Source organism: Candidatus Sphingomonas phytovorans, assembly GCA_029202385.1.
GTDB classification, from domain to species: Bacteria; Pseudomonadota; Alphaproteobacteria; order Sphingomonadales; family Sphingomonadaceae; genus Sphingomonas; species Sphingomonas phytovorans.
In genome coordinates, this window is record CP119314.1 from 2,218,698 (window position 1) to 2,234,449 (window position 15,752).

General features: G+C 65.4%; 14 protein-coding genes. 8 read left to right on the forward strand and 6 right to left on the reverse strand.

What is annotated here, in order from left to right:
• Positions 1–90: 90 nt before the first annotated feature.
• Both copD and copC read right to left on the reverse strand, forming a co-directional pair.
• Positions 91–996 (reverse strand): copper homeostasis membrane protein CopD, encoded by a 906-nt coding sequence (gene copD / locus P0Y59_10225; GenBank protein WEK02028.1) that lies wholly within the window; start codon positions 994–996, stop codon positions 91–93.
• Between the two features lie 3 nt (positions 997–999).
• A complete protein-coding gene (gene copC, locus P0Y59_10230) occupies positions 1,000–1,386 on the reverse strand; it encodes a copper homeostasis periplasmic binding protein CopC (protein WEK02029.1) in 387 nt (128 codons plus the stop codon).
• Positions 1,387–1,500: 114 nt separating this feature from the next.
• Between copC and P0Y59_10235 the strand changes: the two genes are divergently transcribed.
• From P0Y59_10235 to P0Y59_10260, 6 genes are all read left to right on the forward strand, one after another.
• Entirely contained in the window at positions 1,501–1,779 is a 279-nt protein-coding gene (locus P0Y59_10235) for a hypothetical protein (protein ID WEK02030.1), read from the forward strand.
• Positions 1,776–2,213, forward strand: coding sequence for a periplasmic heavy metal sensor (locus P0Y59_10240; protein ID WEK02031.1), 438 nt, complete (start codon positions 1,776–1,778; stop codon positions 2,211–2,213). Before P0Y59_10235 ends, P0Y59_10240 begins: the two co-directional genes overlap by 4 nt.
• The gene (locus tag P0Y59_10245; protein WEK02032.1) at positions 2,210–2,779 is read left to right on the forward strand and encodes an RNA polymerase sigma factor; all 570 of its coding nucleotides are present in this window, start codon (positions 2,210–2,212) and stop codon (positions 2,777–2,779) included. Before P0Y59_10240 ends, P0Y59_10245 begins: the two co-directional genes overlap by 4 nt.
• Positions 2,780–2,865: 86 nt before the next feature.
• Positions 2,866–4,731: a copper resistance system multicopper oxidase gene (locus P0Y59_10250; GenBank protein ID WEK02033.1), complete on the forward strand. Its 1,866-nt coding sequence runs from the start codon at positions 2,866–2,868 to the stop codon at positions 4,729–4,731.
• On the forward strand, positions 4,728–5,987 hold the full coding sequence (locus P0Y59_10255; protein WEK02034.1) for a copper resistance protein B: 1,260 nt from the start codon (positions 4,728–4,730) through the stop codon (positions 5,985–5,987). Before P0Y59_10250 ends, P0Y59_10255 begins: the two co-directional genes overlap by 4 nt.
• Before the next feature lie 39 nt (positions 5,988–6,026).
• Entirely contained in the window at positions 6,027–6,479 is a 453-nt protein-coding gene (locus P0Y59_10260) for a DUF411 domain-containing protein (GenBank protein WEK02035.1), read from the forward strand.
• A 41-nt stretch (positions 6,480–6,520) separates the two neighbouring features.
• Here P0Y59_10260 and P0Y59_10265 read toward each other — a convergent pair whose 3' ends face one another.
• The 4 genes from P0Y59_10265 to lepA all read right to left on the reverse strand — a co-directional run bounded on the left by P0Y59_10265 (position 6,521) and on the right by lepA (position 13,721).
• Positions 6,521–8,338, reverse strand: coding sequence for a DUF885 domain-containing protein (locus tag P0Y59_10265; GenBank protein ID WEK02036.1), 1,818 nt, complete (start codon positions 8,336–8,338; stop codon positions 6,521–6,523).
• Positions 8,339–8,690: 352 nt separating this feature from the next.
• Positions 8,691–9,566 carry a hypothetical protein gene (locus P0Y59_10270; protein WEK02037.1) on the reverse strand — a complete coding sequence of 292 codons (876 nt, stop codon included), beginning with the start codon at positions 9,564–9,566 and terminating at the stop codon, positions 8,691–8,693.
• A gap of 373 nt (positions 9,567–9,939) precedes the next feature.
• The gene (gene cls / locus P0Y59_10275; GenBank protein WEK02038.1) at positions 9,940–11,370 is read right to left on the reverse strand and encodes a cardiolipin synthase; all 1,431 of its coding nucleotides are present in this window, start codon (positions 11,368–11,370) and stop codon (positions 9,940–9,942) included.
• Positions 11,371–11,909: 539 nt separating this feature from the next.
• Positions 11,910–13,721 (reverse strand): translation elongation factor 4, encoded by a 1,812-nt coding sequence (lepA, locus tag P0Y59_10280; protein ID WEK02039.1) that lies wholly within the window; start codon positions 13,719–13,721, stop codon positions 11,910–11,912.
• Between the two features lie 314 nt (positions 13,722–14,035).
• Between lepA and P0Y59_10285 the strand changes: the two genes are divergently transcribed.
• Positions 14,036–15,040, forward strand: coding sequence for a CsgG/HfaB family protein (locus P0Y59_10285; GenBank protein ID WEK02040.1), 1,005 nt, complete (start codon positions 14,036–14,038; stop codon positions 15,038–15,040).
• 114 nt (positions 15,041–15,154) lie between these two features.
• Entirely contained in the window at positions 15,155–15,691 is a 537-nt protein-coding gene (locus tag P0Y59_10290) for a peroxiredoxin (protein WEK02041.1), read from the forward strand.
• The last annotated feature ends 61 nt before the right edge of the window (positions 15,692–15,752 follow it).

Sequence of the window (15,752 nt, forward strand, 5' to 3'; positions counted from 1 at the left end):
TTTTCCGAAAGTGTGTTGCCCGACTGCAACACCGGAATTCCGGTTTCACCACTTCTGTTCGGCGCCCCTGTCCGGCGCCCCTGTCCAGCGCTACGCCACCGAAGGCGGTGCAAGCGTCCCCAACCACGCGACAAGGGCGAGGATGATCGTCGCCGCGCCGGTTTCGAGCAGGATGCTGGTGCGCAGGGCCCTCGCGACTTCCCCGATATCCCGGGGCGTTTGCGCTGCAGCAAATTTCGGCACGAGACGCCAGCGATTGGCGCCCGCGAAGGCGAGCATCGCAGCGAACAGCAGCAGCTTCGCGATCAGCAGCCGGCCATATGCCGTGTCCGGCAGGAGGTGCAGCGCTGCCGGGCCGACGATCATCCCGATGTTGATCACGCCGGTCGCGACGATCAGCGCGACCAGCACCGAACCGGCGACCGCGAAGCGGTCAAGGGCCAGCCGGGCATCGGCCACCGCCGCCTCGCTGTCAAAGGGTGACGCGAGCATGCCGAGCAGCATGGCAAACGCCCCGACCCAGGCCCCCGCCGCCATCAGGTGCACGGCGTCCGACAGACGATGGATCGCGCCCCACACCCCCTCGACGACTGCGGCGTGCCCGGTCCAGGCGAGCGTGGCGAGCGCGAACGCCGCCATCATGGCGACGGGCCAGCGCGCCACTTCGCTCCGTATCGTCAGGGCAAGCACGAGCCCGATGGCCAGCGCCGCCATCCGCAGAAGGAACGCGCCGCCTGGCGCCGTATCCACCAGCACGAAGCGCATCGTTTCACGGTCGAGGCCGGCGATCGGCACGCCTGCCATCTCAGCTGTCATCGCAACGAAAGCGGCGGCGCTCAGGACCAGCCCGAGCCCCGCCAGCGTCGTTAAAATCCCTCGCGGCCGGATGCGCGGGTGCCTGCGGGGCCCGTGGAGCGGATAGACCGCCAGCCCGAACAACAGCATCAGGTCGGCATAGACGCCGAACCTGAGTCCGATCTGCACCCAGCCGCTCACACCCTATTTTACCGAAAAGCTGTGCGCGCCCGTGATCCGGTGCGTGTCAGCGCTGACCACGATCCAGTCGGCGCGATAGGTGCCGGCCGGAAGCGGCTTCGCCATGGTCAGCACGATCGACTTGCCGTCGGCCCCGATGGCGCTCGTCACGCCGGTCATCTTCATCGGCCCGTGATTGGCCATGCCCGGCATGCCCGTCATGGTCAGCGTCGCGCTCGACAACGCCGGCATCAGCCGCTCGCTGAAGGTCAACTTGACGGTGCTCGTCCGCGCGACCGTCGCGTCGGCGGCGGGGACCGCGGCGACCAGCCTTGGGTGCGCCAGGGCTGCGCCGGGCGCCATCGCGGAGACGAGGGCAGCAATGATCGCAACGGCCGGATTGAACTTCATGTCGAACTCCTGTGGAATATACTCGGACGATACGCGACAGCGGCACACACCCCTCACCCGAATCCGAGGGATTTTATCCTGCGGTGCGTATCGGGCGGGACAGAAAGGCAGATCATGGGCAACAATATCGACGACGCGCTGGCGCGCCTTTCCTCGGCCACGCCGCATGAAGGCCTTGCCGGGCTGGAAGACCGCGTGCTGGGCGCGATCTCGAGCCAGCCGGCGTCAGGCCTCGGCACGGGCGCGACCCTGGCCGCCACTGGCCTGGCGCTTGTCCTGGGACTGGTCAGCAACGCCATTCCATCGTCCGCCGCGCGGGCCGCGCCCGCTCTGTCGCCGCTTGGCGCGCCAAGCCCACTCGCGCCGTCGGCCTTGCTGGGCGGCACGCAATGACTCCGTTCCGCCTCGCCCTCGTCGCGATCCTCGCCTTTGCCGCCGCCGTCACGGGCGTGCTGGTCGGTCGGCATTTCGTTGCCGCACCGGTGCAGTCCGGGGTGGATCTCCACGCCGTGCTGCACGACCAGCTGACGCTCGACGCTGATCAGGAACGTCGGCTGCACGTGCTGGAGGACGGTTTCGCGGTGCGCCGCCGCGCACTCGAAGGGGAAATGCGCGCCGAGAATGCCCGCCTCGCCCGGGCGATCGCCGCCGAACATGGCAATGGTCCCGGCGTCTCGGCCGCGGTCGACGCCTCGCACCGCACCATGGGCGAGCTGCAGAAGGAAACGCTGGCGCATATCTTCGCGATGCGGGGCCTGCTCCGGCCCGATCAGACGGCGACGTTCGACGCCGCAGTCACCAGGGCGCTGACCGAAGACGCGCGGTGAGCAACGGGATTGCCGACAGGTCGGACGGCGAGCTCGCCGCCCTGTGCCTGGCGGGCCAGCGCCGCGCCTTTGCGGAGATCGTGCGCCGGCACAAGGCGCCGCTCCACCGTCTGGTCGCACGGCTCATCGGCGACGAGGAGGAAGCGCTCGATGTCGTCCAGGAAGCGTTTGTCTCCGCCCACGACGCGCTGCGCCGTTATGATCCGGCACGGCCGATGCGCGCCTGGCTGGCACGCATCGCGATCAACAAGGCGCGCGACTGGCGGCGGCGGCGGATCGTCCGCCGCCTGATCTCCGTGGTGCTGCCGCTCGACCATGCCCTGGACGCCGCGGACGATGTCCCGTCAATCGAGACGCAGGCCGCTGACCGGCAGGAACTCGATCGAGTCGCGGCGGCGCTCGCGACCCTGCCGGGCAATCTGCGCGAAGTGCTGGTGCTGCGCACGATCGAGGGCCTGACCCAGGCCGAGACCGCCGGCATCCTCGCGATCAGCGAAAAGGCGGTCGAGACGCGTCTCTACCGCGCACGGCAGAAGCTGGCGGATCGGCTTGGCGACACGGCCTGACCCTCCGGACTATCTGCCCGGTTTTTTCGAGGGCTGGCCGGAGGGCCCGCGTATCTTCCATGACTCATCCACCCGCAGGACCTGAAATGACCGCATTGATCGACCGCCGGACCCTTTTGCGCGGCGGTGCCGCCCTGGGCGGGACGGCAGCTCTCGCCCCCTGGTTCCCGGCCTGGGCTCAGCCGGTATCAGCCGGCATCGTGCGGCCCCTGCCGACCGTGTCCGGCGACGACATCCATTTGCGCATCGCCCACCAGATGTTGGCCATCGACGGCCGGACAAGCCACGCCATCGGCGTCAACGGCACCGTGCCGGCTCCGCTCATCCGCCTGCGCGAAGGGCAGACCGTCCGCCTGCATGTCGAGAACGCGCTCGACGAGGACAGTTCGATCCACTGGCACGGACTCATCCTGCCGTTCCAGATGGACGGCGTTCCCGGCGTCAGCTTTCCCGGCATCAGGCCCCGCTCGACCTTCACCTATGAATTCCCGGTCAGGCAGGTCGGCACCTATTGGTATCACAGCCATTCGGGCCTGCAGGAGCAGCTCGGCCATTACGGCCCGATCGTCATCGATCCGGCGAGCGAGGACCCGATCAGGTCGGACCGCGAGCATGTCGTCCTGCTGTCCGACCATAGCCAGCTCCACCCCCATATGATCTTCAAGAAGCTCAAGCTTCAGGGCGGCTATTTCAACTACCAGAAACAGACGCTCGCCGGCCTCCTCGCCGGCAAGGACCAGCCGCTCAAGGACCGCCTGGCCTGGGGCGGCATGCGTATGGATTCGACCGACGTCTCCGACGTGACGGGATCGACCTATTCCTATCTGGTCAACGGTCACGGCCCACAGGACAATTGGACGGCCCTGTTCACGCCGGGCGAGCGTGTGCGGCTGCGCATCATCAACGCCTCGGCGATGACGACCTTCAACGTCCGTATTCCCGGCCTCAGGCTGACCGTGGTGCAGGCCGACGGCCTCAACGTCCGCCCGGTGACCGTCGACGAGATCCAGGTCGCCGTCGCCGAGACCTATGACGTCATCGTCGAGCCCGTCGACGACCGTGCCTATACCCTGGTCGGCGAGACCGTCGACCGCTCGGGCATGGCCCGCGCCACGCTGGCCCCGCGCGCGGGAATGGCGGCCGAGGTGCCGCCCCTGCGCAAGCGCCCCATCGCCACCATGAAGGACATGGGCATGGATATGGGTGGGGATATGGCTGGGGGCGACATGGCGGCGATGCCCGGCATGGATCACGGCGCGTCCCCCGCCCCGGCGTCAGCCTGCGCGCCCGAACATGCCGCGATGGGCCATTGCACCCCCACCCCTCCCGCGGGAGCACCTGTGGTCGACCATGCCGCCATGGGCCACGGCGCGGCCGGATCAGGCGGCATGAAGCATTCGATGCGCGATTTCTCCAACGCGCCCGGCGTCAGCAAGACGCCGACCGTCCAGACCATCTCGCCGATGCCAGTCGACCGCACCGGAGAGCCGGGCCAGGGCCTGGGCAATGTCGGCCACAAGGTGCTGGTCTATCGCGACCTGATCGCGGTGGATCGCAACCCGGATGTCCGCGCGCCCGATCGCGCGATGCAGATCCACCTCACCGGCAACATGGAACGTTATATGTGGGCGTTCGACGGCCAGAAGCTGAACGAGGTGAAGCACCCGATCCCGTTCCTGAAGGACGAGCGGGTCCGGGTCACCTTGGTCAACGATACGATGATGGGCCACCCGATCCATCTCCACGGGCATTTCTTCGAACTCGTGACCGGGCACGGCGAATACGCTCCGCGCAAGCACACCGTGCAGGTTCAGCCCGGCGGCACCGTGACGTTCGATGTCACTACCGATGCCGTCGGCGACTGGGCGTTTCACTGCCACCTGCTCTACCATATGCATGCCGGCATGATGCAGGTCGTGACCGTTCGGCCGCGCGGGGGAGAGCAGGCATGAGCCCGCTCCTGCTCCTCGCGACCGCCTCGGCGATCGCCCTCGCCCCTCCCGCGGCAGCGCAGACCATGGATCATTCCAGCATGCCGGGCATGGCCATGCCGGCCAAGGTTAAGCCGAAGGCGAAACCGGCGACGCGGTCCGGGAAACCAAAGGCAAAACCCGTCAGCAAAGCGGCCCGTAAACCCATCGTGCCCATCGCCACGCCGGATTGTCCGCCCGAGCACGCGGCGATGGGGCATTGCACCCCCGCCGGATCGACCCCGCCAGCACCAACGCCGACCGATCCCCATGCCGGCCACGACATGTCCTCGATGCCCGGCATGAGCCGGCCCGCCGCGCCGGCGACGCCGGTCGCCACCGACCCCGAATGCCCGCCCGAACATGCGGCAATGGGCCATTGCACGCCGGCCAGCCCTGCCCCTGCGGCGCTCTCTCCTGCCAGTCAGGACATGGCGTCGATGCCGGGCATGGAGCAGGCAGCCCCGGACCTTGGTGCGGGCGGGACCGCCCTCCCCCCGGGCAATGCGCCGGCGCCGGCCGCGCCCGCTGCTGACTATGCCGATCGCATCTGGGGCAGCGAAGCGATGCGCGGCGCGCGCGACACGGTGCGCCGCGAACATGGCGGCGCCACCTTTTCGCAGATCATGTTCAACCTCGCGGAATATCAGGCCAACAAGGGCCGCAACGGCTTCCGCTGGGATGCCGAGGGCTGGTTCGGCGGCGACATCGACCGGCTCGTCGTCAAGTCCGAAGGATCGGGCAGCTTCGGCGAAGGCGTCGGGCATGCCGAGGTCCAGGCGCTCTACAGCCGCGCGGTCGGCCCCTATTTCAACCTCCAGGCCGGTATCCGCCACGACATCCGGCCCGATCCGTCGCGCACCTATGCGACCATCGGCGTCGAGGGGCTCGCCCCCTATTGGTCCGAGGTCGAGGGCGCGCTGTTCCTCTCGAACAAGGGCGACCTGCTCGGGCGGGTCGAGGGCTATTATGATCAGCGCATCACCCAGCGCCTGATCCTTCAGCCCCGCGCAGAGATCAACCTGGCGGCGCAGGACGTGCCGGAAAACGGCATCGGCGCCGGCGTGTCGGACATCGAGCTTGGCCTCAGGCTCCGTTACGAACTCGCGCGCGAATTCGCCCCCTATGTCGGCATCTCCTGGGATCGCAGTCTCGGCCGTACCGCCGATTTCGCCCGCGCCGCCGGGGAACGCCCATCCTCGACCAGCTTCGTGGCCGGCGTGCGCGCCTGGTTCTGACGGCACCGGGTGGAAGCATCCCTTGAAAGGAGACATGCAATGAAGTCGATCCGAATGCTGGCGACCGCCCTTGCCCTCGCGGTCCCTGCGACGGCGATGGCCGCAGGCCCGATCGTCGTCCACCGCGACCCGGGCTGCGGCTGCTGCGAGAAATGGGCCGCGCAGGTCAGGGCCGAGTTCAAGCGCCAGATGCGCATGGTCGACGACGCCAACCGCGCGACGCTGTCGGCGCGGTACGGCATCCCCGCGCAGTTCGTGTCATGCCATACAGCAATCGTCGACGGCATGGCGTTCGAGGGGCATGTCCCGATCGCCGAGATGAAGCGAGTCCTGGCCCAGCGCCCGCGCGGCGTCGCCGGGCTTGCGGTCGCCGGCATGCCGATCGGCTCGGCCGGGATGGAAGTGCCGGGCACGGCGCCACAGGCCTATAGCGTCATGGCGTTCGGGCCGGCGGGCCAGAAAGTCTATTCCCGGCGCACCGGCGCAAGATAACCCGGTCTCGCTGCGCCCGCCGGCGTGCCGGCGGGCGCCCCTTATTTCTCGCGTCGCCGCTCGGCGATGTACCGGTCGACCTGCTCCTCGAGAACGTCGAGCGGCAGCGCGCCCTGGCTCAGCACCGCCTCGTGGAAATCGCGGATGTCGAAGCGTGAGCCAAGCGCCGTCTCGGCGCGCTTGCGCAGTTCGGCGATCCTGAGCTGGCCGACCATGTAGCTCGTCGCCTGTCCCGGCCAGTTGAAATACCGGTCGACCTCTCGGGCGATGTCGGTGTCGGAGACGGAACTGTTCGCGTGGAAATAGGCGATCGCCTGCTCGCGCGTCCAGCGCTTGGAATGGATGCCGGTGTCGAGCACCAGCCGGATCGCCCGCCAGCCCTGCAGGGACAGCATGCCGAACCGGGAATAGGGGTCCTTGTAGACGCCCATCTCGTCCGCCAGCCGCTCCGAATAAAGGCCCCAGCCTTCCATATAGGCGCCGTAGCCGCCGAACTTGCGGAACTTCGGGATGCCGGCCAGTTCCTGCTGGCGCGCGATCTGGAAATGATGTCCGGGCGCGCCCTCATGGCTCGCGATCGCCGCGACCTGCACCTTCTGCGTCTGGTTCATGTCGACCAGGTTGACGTAATAGATGCCGGGCCGCGATCCGTCGGCGGAGGGCTGGTTGTAGAAGGCGGTCGGCGCGGTCGCCTCGCGCCATTTCTCCACCGCGCGCACCTCGAGCGGCGCTTTGGGCAGGGTGCGGAAGAAGCGCGGTGCCACCACCATCACTGACGCGATCACCGCACGGGCGTCGCTCAGATACTGTTCGCGGCCTGCATCGGTGTTCGGATATTTGAACTGCGGGTCGGTGCGGATATGGTCGAAGAACTGCTCGAGCGTACCGTCGAAGCCGACCTGCCGCTTGATCGCCTCCATCTCCTGCCTGATCGCCGCTACCTGGCGCAGGCCGATCTCGTGGATCTGGTCGGCGGTCAGGCTGGTGCTGGTCGAGGCCTTGAGCCGGTCGGCATAATAGGCCGCGCCGTTCGGCAGGCTCCACGCGCCGAAATTGCCCTTCGACTGCGGCTCGATCTCGTCGAGCGCCGCGATCAGCGCGTCATAGCCATGGCGGAACGGCCCCGTCAGCGCGGCGCGGGCATCGGCGAGCAGCCTCGCCTTGACGTCGGCCGGCGCATTCAGGGCAGCGACCTTCTTGGAAAAGTCGGCCATCAGCGTCGAATCCGGGCCCGTGTCGAACGGCGCGCCGGTGATGATCTTGCGGGCGTCATTTCGCGCCGGCGCGAAATTCACCTTGTTCGGCACGATGCCGGCGGCCGCCTGCTCGCGCATGGTCGCCACGACCTCGCCCATCACCCGATCGGTATCGCGCAGCCGCGCGATATAGGCCTCGGCGTCAGCGACGCTGTCGATCTTGTGGTTGTTGATCAGCAGGACCGGAATCTCGCCCGCCGGGCTGCCATTGGTCGAGACCGGAAAGCGGAGGTTGCGGAACTGGAATTCCTCGGCGCCGCGCGCCGCTTCATATTCGAACAGGCGGTAGCTGACGCGCGCGCTCTCGCTGAGCTGTTCGGGGCGGAAACGGGCATGCATTTCCTTCAGCTGCCGCTCGGTCAGCGCCAGCTGCCGCACCGCCGCTGCGTCGGTATAATTGTCGAGCCGGCCGTAATCGGTCTTGAAGCCGAGCTGGGTCTGCCGTTCCGGGCTGAGCGCCACCTGCTCGTCGAACGCATGATCGAGGAACTCGAGCAGCGCCGCATCCCTGACCCCGGCTTTCGCGGCCGGTGCCGGTGCGGGGGCGGCGGCGTGGACGAGCGGCGTGGTCGAAAGCAGCAACAAGGCGAGAACGGTGCGCATTTAGGTCTCCCGATGAACGCGCGCTTGTCGCCCGATGCCTCGCCCGATGCAATGGCCGCTCATCGCTGTCGGCTGTTGAGGCTATTTGACTGGGAGGCCCGCCATCGCGGCTTTTCGAGCACTGTGTCCCGCCCGTGTCCTTTGGACTTATACTACGCTGACTTCGCCGCACGGACATCTTGGATATGGATGGATGTCAACGTGCCGAACAGCGGTCACTCAGCGCCCGCAGCCGGTGCCCAAAAGCCGACATTCGTTCAGGTGGAGACGATGGCGGCAAATGACCGATTTGCGGATTGGTCAGGAAACGCGACTTCTCGGACGGATCCTAGACCATCATAGCATCAACCATTCATTTTGCATTCCCGGCCTCGATCTCCAGCGAAGATTGCTCCGCAATATTAACACCGCCAAACACACTCCCTCCAGGAATTTCAAATAGCAAATGGTCGTTATATCGCCCTATATCATATCCTTTGAGCTTGATCGGTTTACCTACGAAGGGAAAGTACCCTTTGGCTGCAATCTTCGTCCGATTATCTCTGGAATAGGGCTGCGAACGATCCAAAAGCATCACCTGGATGGCTGTCTCAAGTTCCGACATCAGAACCTCCTTCAGGCGTTCCCCGTTATTGGCAGACAGGCCATTTTCTCCAGCAAGCGGCAGCGCCTTACCTTCACAGCAGAAATATTTTATCATTCGGGATCCACCCGGCGATCCGGAACTGAGCGTCGTCTTCAGCACGACATAAGGGCGAGCATCGGTCTCGTTCACAAAGGTGATCACGACATAAGGCACCACCGAGAGCGTACCGCCACCCGCGTTGGGCGACAGCGTGAATTTCTGCCTGTACTTCTCGCCCGCCATGATGGTCTGGGTCATATCGGCCGCCTTTGCCGCCACGTCGAAGCGGAGCTCATCCTGCACATTCCGTACAGCCCCCTTGCCGGCATCGGCGTTGGCCGCACTCTGCACCAGAATGCCGAAGATGCCGAAAACGGAGCCTAACGCGCCGCCTTTCTGATGTCCCGAAATGATGACATTGCTGTCGGGGATGCGATGGGCCCCCATTGGAAGATCGGACATACCGGAGGGTCCTTTGTCCGGATAGACGATTGTCATCGGCGCCGCTTCCGTGGGGGCTCCGCCGGTCTGCTCTTGCGCGGCAGTTGCCTGTGTCGCCAGTGCGGACGCGCTCGCGACTATAGCAAGAATGACGTTGTGCATCTTTTTACCCCCTAGAGCCCAGTTCAAGGCACCACCCCTTCTGGTTTGACAGCTGCGTCGGTCGTCAATTCACTGGTTCGCCAAAACAACTTTGGATCAACGATGTCGACTGATGCCACTTGCGTTCTTCATGCACGAAGCGGACTGATTTTGCCAAACGCTTGACTGACGCGGAAGGGGTTTACGGGCGTGTATTCGAGCTTTCGCGAGAACGGCAGCTATTGAGAACTCGGCTTCCAAAAGCGGATAGGCAGCTGCCGGCTATTCCGTGCCAAAAACGGAAGCTCGACAAATGGCAGAAGTTGGGTGAGCCGGGAGAGGCGTGAACGTCGCTCTACGAGCCCTTCAACAGCGAAACACTGGGCAGCTTATGTCAGAACAGCGGTGCCGCCATCGTCAGGAGGTTGTCGACGAAGCGGCGTGGCAGCGACCGCTCCGCCAAGCAGTCGCGATCGATCTCAATTGATTCGGCCAGCCAGCGCTGCTGATGCTCGCTTACTTCAGTCGCGAGGGTGGCGGATTCGAACAGCACATTATTCTCGAAGTTGAGGTCGAGACTGCGGCGATCCATATTTGCCGAGCCCACGAGCGCCAGCACATCGTCGACGACCAGTGTCTTCGCATGCAACAGGCCGTCGCGAAACTCGTGGATATGGGCGCCTGCCCGGGCCAGAACGGGATAGTAAGCGCGGCTGATGGCGCCGACGATGCGACTGTCGTTCCGCTGGGGGAAGATGATGGTGAGCCGCACGCCGCGTCGCGCGGCCGCGATGATCGCGTTGAGCAGCGGTGGGTCGGGCGCGAAGTAAGGGGTGGTGATCACCGCTTGCTCGCGCGCGGCGGCCAGGACGGCGACGAAGATGTTTGTCATCGTTGCGTGAGGCGACAATGGCCCGGTCCCGACCGCGATCGCTGGAAATCCGTTCGGCAGGGCTTCCGGGAGATCCATGGCCAGCGCCGCCCGCATGTCCTCACCGGTCTCAGCCATCCAGGCCGAGGCGAAGATCAGCTCGGCCTGCCGGGCGATGGGTCCTCGGTACCGAACCATGATGTCGACCCACGGTGCAAATTTGCGCTTCGGGAGAAACGCCGGATCAGCGCAGTTCTGACTGCCGCACCAGGTTATCCGGCCATCGATCACGATAATTTTGCGATGGTTGCGCAAGTCAATGCGGTGGCCAGCGAGGAAGCCCAGACCGAGCGGGGCCGGTAGCGACGCATACAGGCGAGCCCCCGCCTCGCGCATCTTTTTCCACTGATGCGACCGGATCAACGCGCGCGAGCCGATGGCGTCGGCGACGATGCGGCATATGATTCCGCGCCTGGCCGCGCGGCAGACCGCGTCAACGACCTTCGTGCCGCTGTGATCGCCCAGCCAGATATAGAAGGACAGGTGGACAGTGTGCGTGGCGGCGTCGATATCCGCCACGATTGCGGTGATCGCCGCATCGGCCCCGGATGCGACCTCCGCCATATTGCCGATCGACACGGACCATTGGCTCGCCGCTTCACAGGTGCGAAAGGCACTCTCGGTCGTGGGAGATAGCGTGTTGCTCACCGTCTGCGGAGCGTAGGGCAACAATGCTTCATAAGCGTCGCGCGCGCGCCGGTGAAACGCGGCGGAAATCCACGGCTCACCGAACAGCAGATACAGGACCGTACCGATGCCTGGGAGCGCGAGAAGGAGAAGAAGCCACGCCGCTCGCGCATAGGCGTCGCGTCCGTCCAGCAGGATCGCGCGGAAGATAACGCCGAGGTGGACGGCAGCCAGCATCAGCCATATCGTCGTGTTGAGGCCGCTCATGCGTCATCCTGGGTTATTGGCGCCAGCCAAGGTAACCAGCGTAGCGATACGCACCCGAACACACACGTCATTCCGCTACGCGACAGATACCGCCCTCGGAAGGTCACCCGCATTATCGGCTCTCGATTCACACTTCCGCTCCGCCATGTCACGCAGCCGCCATGGATGACCCGGCTCCCTCAAGACCCGATCCCGGTGCAACATTGAATCGAACAGGGGAGATTCCCGCGAAGATTCGCCGCGCTCAGGGGAAAAGTTTGCCGAATAACAGCGCGATTTTCCGCTGTTATCGCGTAACAGGGAAAGCATATGTCAGGCCGTTGAAATCGCGCGGAAATAACCGGGCGAAAATCCAACATAACAGCGGAAGAAAAAACGAAAGCGGGAAAATCGGGACGGAGGATGGGTGGCGCCGCGGCAAAGCCGCGTCGTCGAACGACTCGGTCGAGGACAAGCTCGACCGGTCGCCGGCCGGCGACGACACCGTGCGCGTCCAGTTCGGCGATTGCTTGCGCAATCCCCTCCCCGGCCTCGGGCGCTCAGGCGTCGTCGCCCATCCTCAGCGCGGCAATGAACGCTTCCTGCGGAATACTCACCGAACCGTACTCGCGCATCCGCTTCTTGCCCTCTTTCTGCTTGTCGAGCAGCTTGCGCTTGCGGCTGGCGTCGCCGCCATAGCATTTCGCGGTCACGTCCTTGCGCATCGCCGCGATCGTCTCGCGCGCAATCACCTTGCCGCCGATCGCGGCCTGGATCGGGATCTTGAACAAATGGCGGGGGATCAGGTCCTTCAGCCGCTCGCACATGCCGCGACCGCGCGCCTCGGCGGTGCCGCGATGGACGATCATGCTCAGCGCGTCGACCGGCTCGTTGTTCACCAGGATGCCCATCTTGACGAGGTCGCCCTCGCGATAGCCGATCTGGTGATAGTCGAAGCTGGCATAGCCGCGGCTGATGCTCTTCAGCCGGTCGTAGAAATCGAACACCACTTCGTTGAGCGGCAGTTCATAGGTCGCCTGCGCTCGACCGCCGACATAGGTCAGGTTCTTCTGGATGCCGCGCCGGTCCTGGCACAGCTTCAGGATCGATCCGAGATATTCGTCGGGCACATAGATCACCGCCTCGATCCACGGCTCGGCGATGCTCTCGATCTTGTTGGGATCGGGCATGTCCGCGGGGTTGTGCAGCTCGATATGCCCGCCGCCATGAGTCAGCTCGATTTGATAGACCACCGATGGCGCGGTCGTGATCAGGTCGAGATCATATTCGCGGGTCAGCCGCTCCTGGATGATCTCCAGATGCAGCAGCCCGAGGAACCCGCAGCGGAAACCGAAGCCGAGCGCGGCGCTGGTCTCCATCTCGAAACTGAAGCTGGCGTCGTTCAGCCGCAGCTTGGAAATGCTCTCGCGCAGTTTCTCGAAATCGTTGGCGTCGACCGGGAACAGCCCGCAGAACACCACCGGCTGCACTTCCTTGAATCCGGGCAGCGGCTCGGCGGCGGGGCGCTTGGCATCGGTGATGGTGTCGCCGACCCGGGTCTGCGCCACTTCCTTGATCTGAGCCGTGATGAAGCCGATCTCGCCCACGCCAAGCTCGGTCAGCTGCTCGATCTTGGGGCGGAAGCAGCCGACCCGGTCGACCAGATGCAGCGTGCCCGTCTGCATGAACTTGATCTGCTGGCCCTTCTTCAGCACGCCGGCCATCACGCGGATCAGGATAACGACGCCAAGATAGGGGTCGTACCAGCTGTCGATCAGCATCGCCTTCAGCGGCGCGTCGGCATCGCCCTTCGGCGGCGGGATTCGGGTGACCACCGCCTCGAGCACGTCCTGGATGCCGATGCCCGACTTGGCCGAGGTAAGCACCGCATTGGACGCGTCGAGGCCGATCACCTCCTCGATCTCGGCCTTCACCTTGTCGGGGTCGGCGGCGGGCAGGTCGATCTTGTTGATGACCGGCACGATCTCATGGTCATGCTCGATCGACTGATAGACGTTCGCCAGCGTCTGTGCCTCGACGCCCTGCGCCGCGTCGACGATCAGGAGCGCGCCCTCGCACGCGGCAAGGCTGCGGCTCACCTCATAGGCGAAGTCGACATGCCCCGGCGTGTCCATCAGGTTGAGCTCATACTCGATCCCGTCCTTCGCCTTGTAGGCGAGGCGTACCGTCTGGGCCTTGATCGTGATGCCGCGCTCGCGCTCGATATCCATGTTGTCGAGTACCTGCTCGGACATCTCGCGGTCGCTGAGGCCGCCCGTCGCCTGGATCAGGCGATCGGCAAGCGTCGACTTGCCATGATCGATATGGGCGATGATCGAAAAATTGCGGATTCGGGAAAGGTCGGTTGACATGATCGGACGCGCGTTAGCAGCCGCGACGCCGGATGCGAAGGGGGTCTCGCTTCATGCGTCGCCCGAACGCCCTGCCGCGATTTCGTCGCTGCGATCGACTCAGCGTCGACTTTCCGTCGCACATGTCTTCGCCATGTCGCAAAATCGCCTACCGCATCGGAGAGGGCTTTGGTAGAAGCCGCGCACAAACGATGCCGGCGGGGGTCCTGGCCAGGCATTTTCATGGAGGATCGCCGTCGTCCGGGCCTATCCGGGGCGGGGTTGAATTCACGCCTTTTGAAGGCATGAAGAATGGTGTTTGGGGAGAAAGTTCAATGCGTATTCTGATGATCGGTGTCGCGACTGTTGCGCTGGTGGCAACGGGAGCGCCAGCATTCGCCGGTGGCGGTCAGGCGCGGGCGTCGAAGACGCAGCGTACCCAGGAACAGATGATGACTGACGTGCCGCGCTGCACGCGCAAGCTCGGGACCGTCTCGGTGATGGACGGTGACGATCCCTCGGGCTGGACTCAGTTCCAGCTGGCCGCTCCGCAGAAACTGCTGAAGGTGCTGGTGCAGCGCTCGGGCTGCTTCAACCTGGTCGATCGCGGGTCCGGCCTGAGCGCCGCCCAGCGCGAGCGTGACATTGGCGGCGGCCTCGGCCTGCAGCGCCAGTCGAACGTCGGCCAGGGCCAGATCAAGGCGGCGGATTACGTGCTGGTCGCGGAGGTCCAGGCCGCCAACAGGAATTCGAGCGGCAGCGGGATCGGCGCCGGAATCGGCGGTCTGCTGGGCGGCGGCCTGGGCGGCATCGTCGGCGGCATCAGCTCGCGCAAGATGGAGGCGAACACCGTTCTCTCGCTCACCAACGTCCGCACGACCGAAACGATCTCGACGACTGACGGCTATGCAGCCAAGAACAGCCTGTCCTTCGGCGGCGGTGGCGGCGGTTTCGGCGGTGGCATCGGCGGCGGTGTCGTCGGCGGCGGCTATGACAACACCGATATCGGACGGATCGTGACGCTCGCGTTCATCCAGGCCTATGCGAAGATGGTCACCGAGCTTGGCCTGGTGACCCCGGGCGGCGCGGGCACCGCCCAGGCAGCGCCGGCCAAGACCTATACCGCGCAGGCGCCCGTTGCCCTGCGCAGCACGGCCGCCGCGAACGGCAAGGTGCTCCGCACCCTGCCGGCCGGCGCGGTGATCTATCCCACCGGCAACAAGAACGGCTTGTGGTGGGAAGTCGCCGACGAGAACGACAATGTCGGGTGGGTGCTGAACACCAAGCTCGCCCCCACCGGCCAGCCTTGCGGCCAGAGCGTCACCTACAAGTGCGAATAACGGGCAAGCGTGAATAACCGGCTGGCCCCTTCGCGCCCGACGCGGCGCGAAGGGGCCTGTCCAGCATCGCGCGCTGCCGCTACGATGGCGGCAATTCGCTTCTGGAGACGCCCGATGAAATCCGTCGCTTTCGCCCTTGCCGCTACGATACTCGCCACGGCGCCCGCCACTGCGGCGCTTCCGGTCGGCGCGAAGGCTCCCGACTTCACCACCCGCGCCGCGCTTGGCGGCAAGCAGTTCAACTTCGCGCTCAAAGCGGCCCTGCGCAAAGGCCCCGTGGTCCTCTATTTCTTCCCAGCCGCCTTCACCAAGGGCTGCACCATCGAGGCGCACGAGTTCGCGCTGGCAGCATCCGAGTTCGAGAAGAACGGCGCGACCCTGATCGGCCTCTCCGCCGATCCGATCGACAAGCTCGCGGATTTCTCCAAGGTCGAATGCCGCGACGCCTTCCCGGTCGGCGTCGCCCAGCCGGCGACCGTCGCCGGCTATGACGTGCACATCGCCAAGGGCAAGACGATGACCAACCGCACCTCCTATGTCATCGCGCCCGACGGCAAGATCATCTTCGTCCATTCGGAGATGAGCCCCGCCGGCCACGTCACCGGCACCATGGACGCGGTCAAGGCCTGGCGCGCCAAGCGCCGCGGGTAAGCCGCCTGCCCTGCTTCGATTCAACTGCGCCCGCTCGTCCCGCATTGGGATGACGGGAACC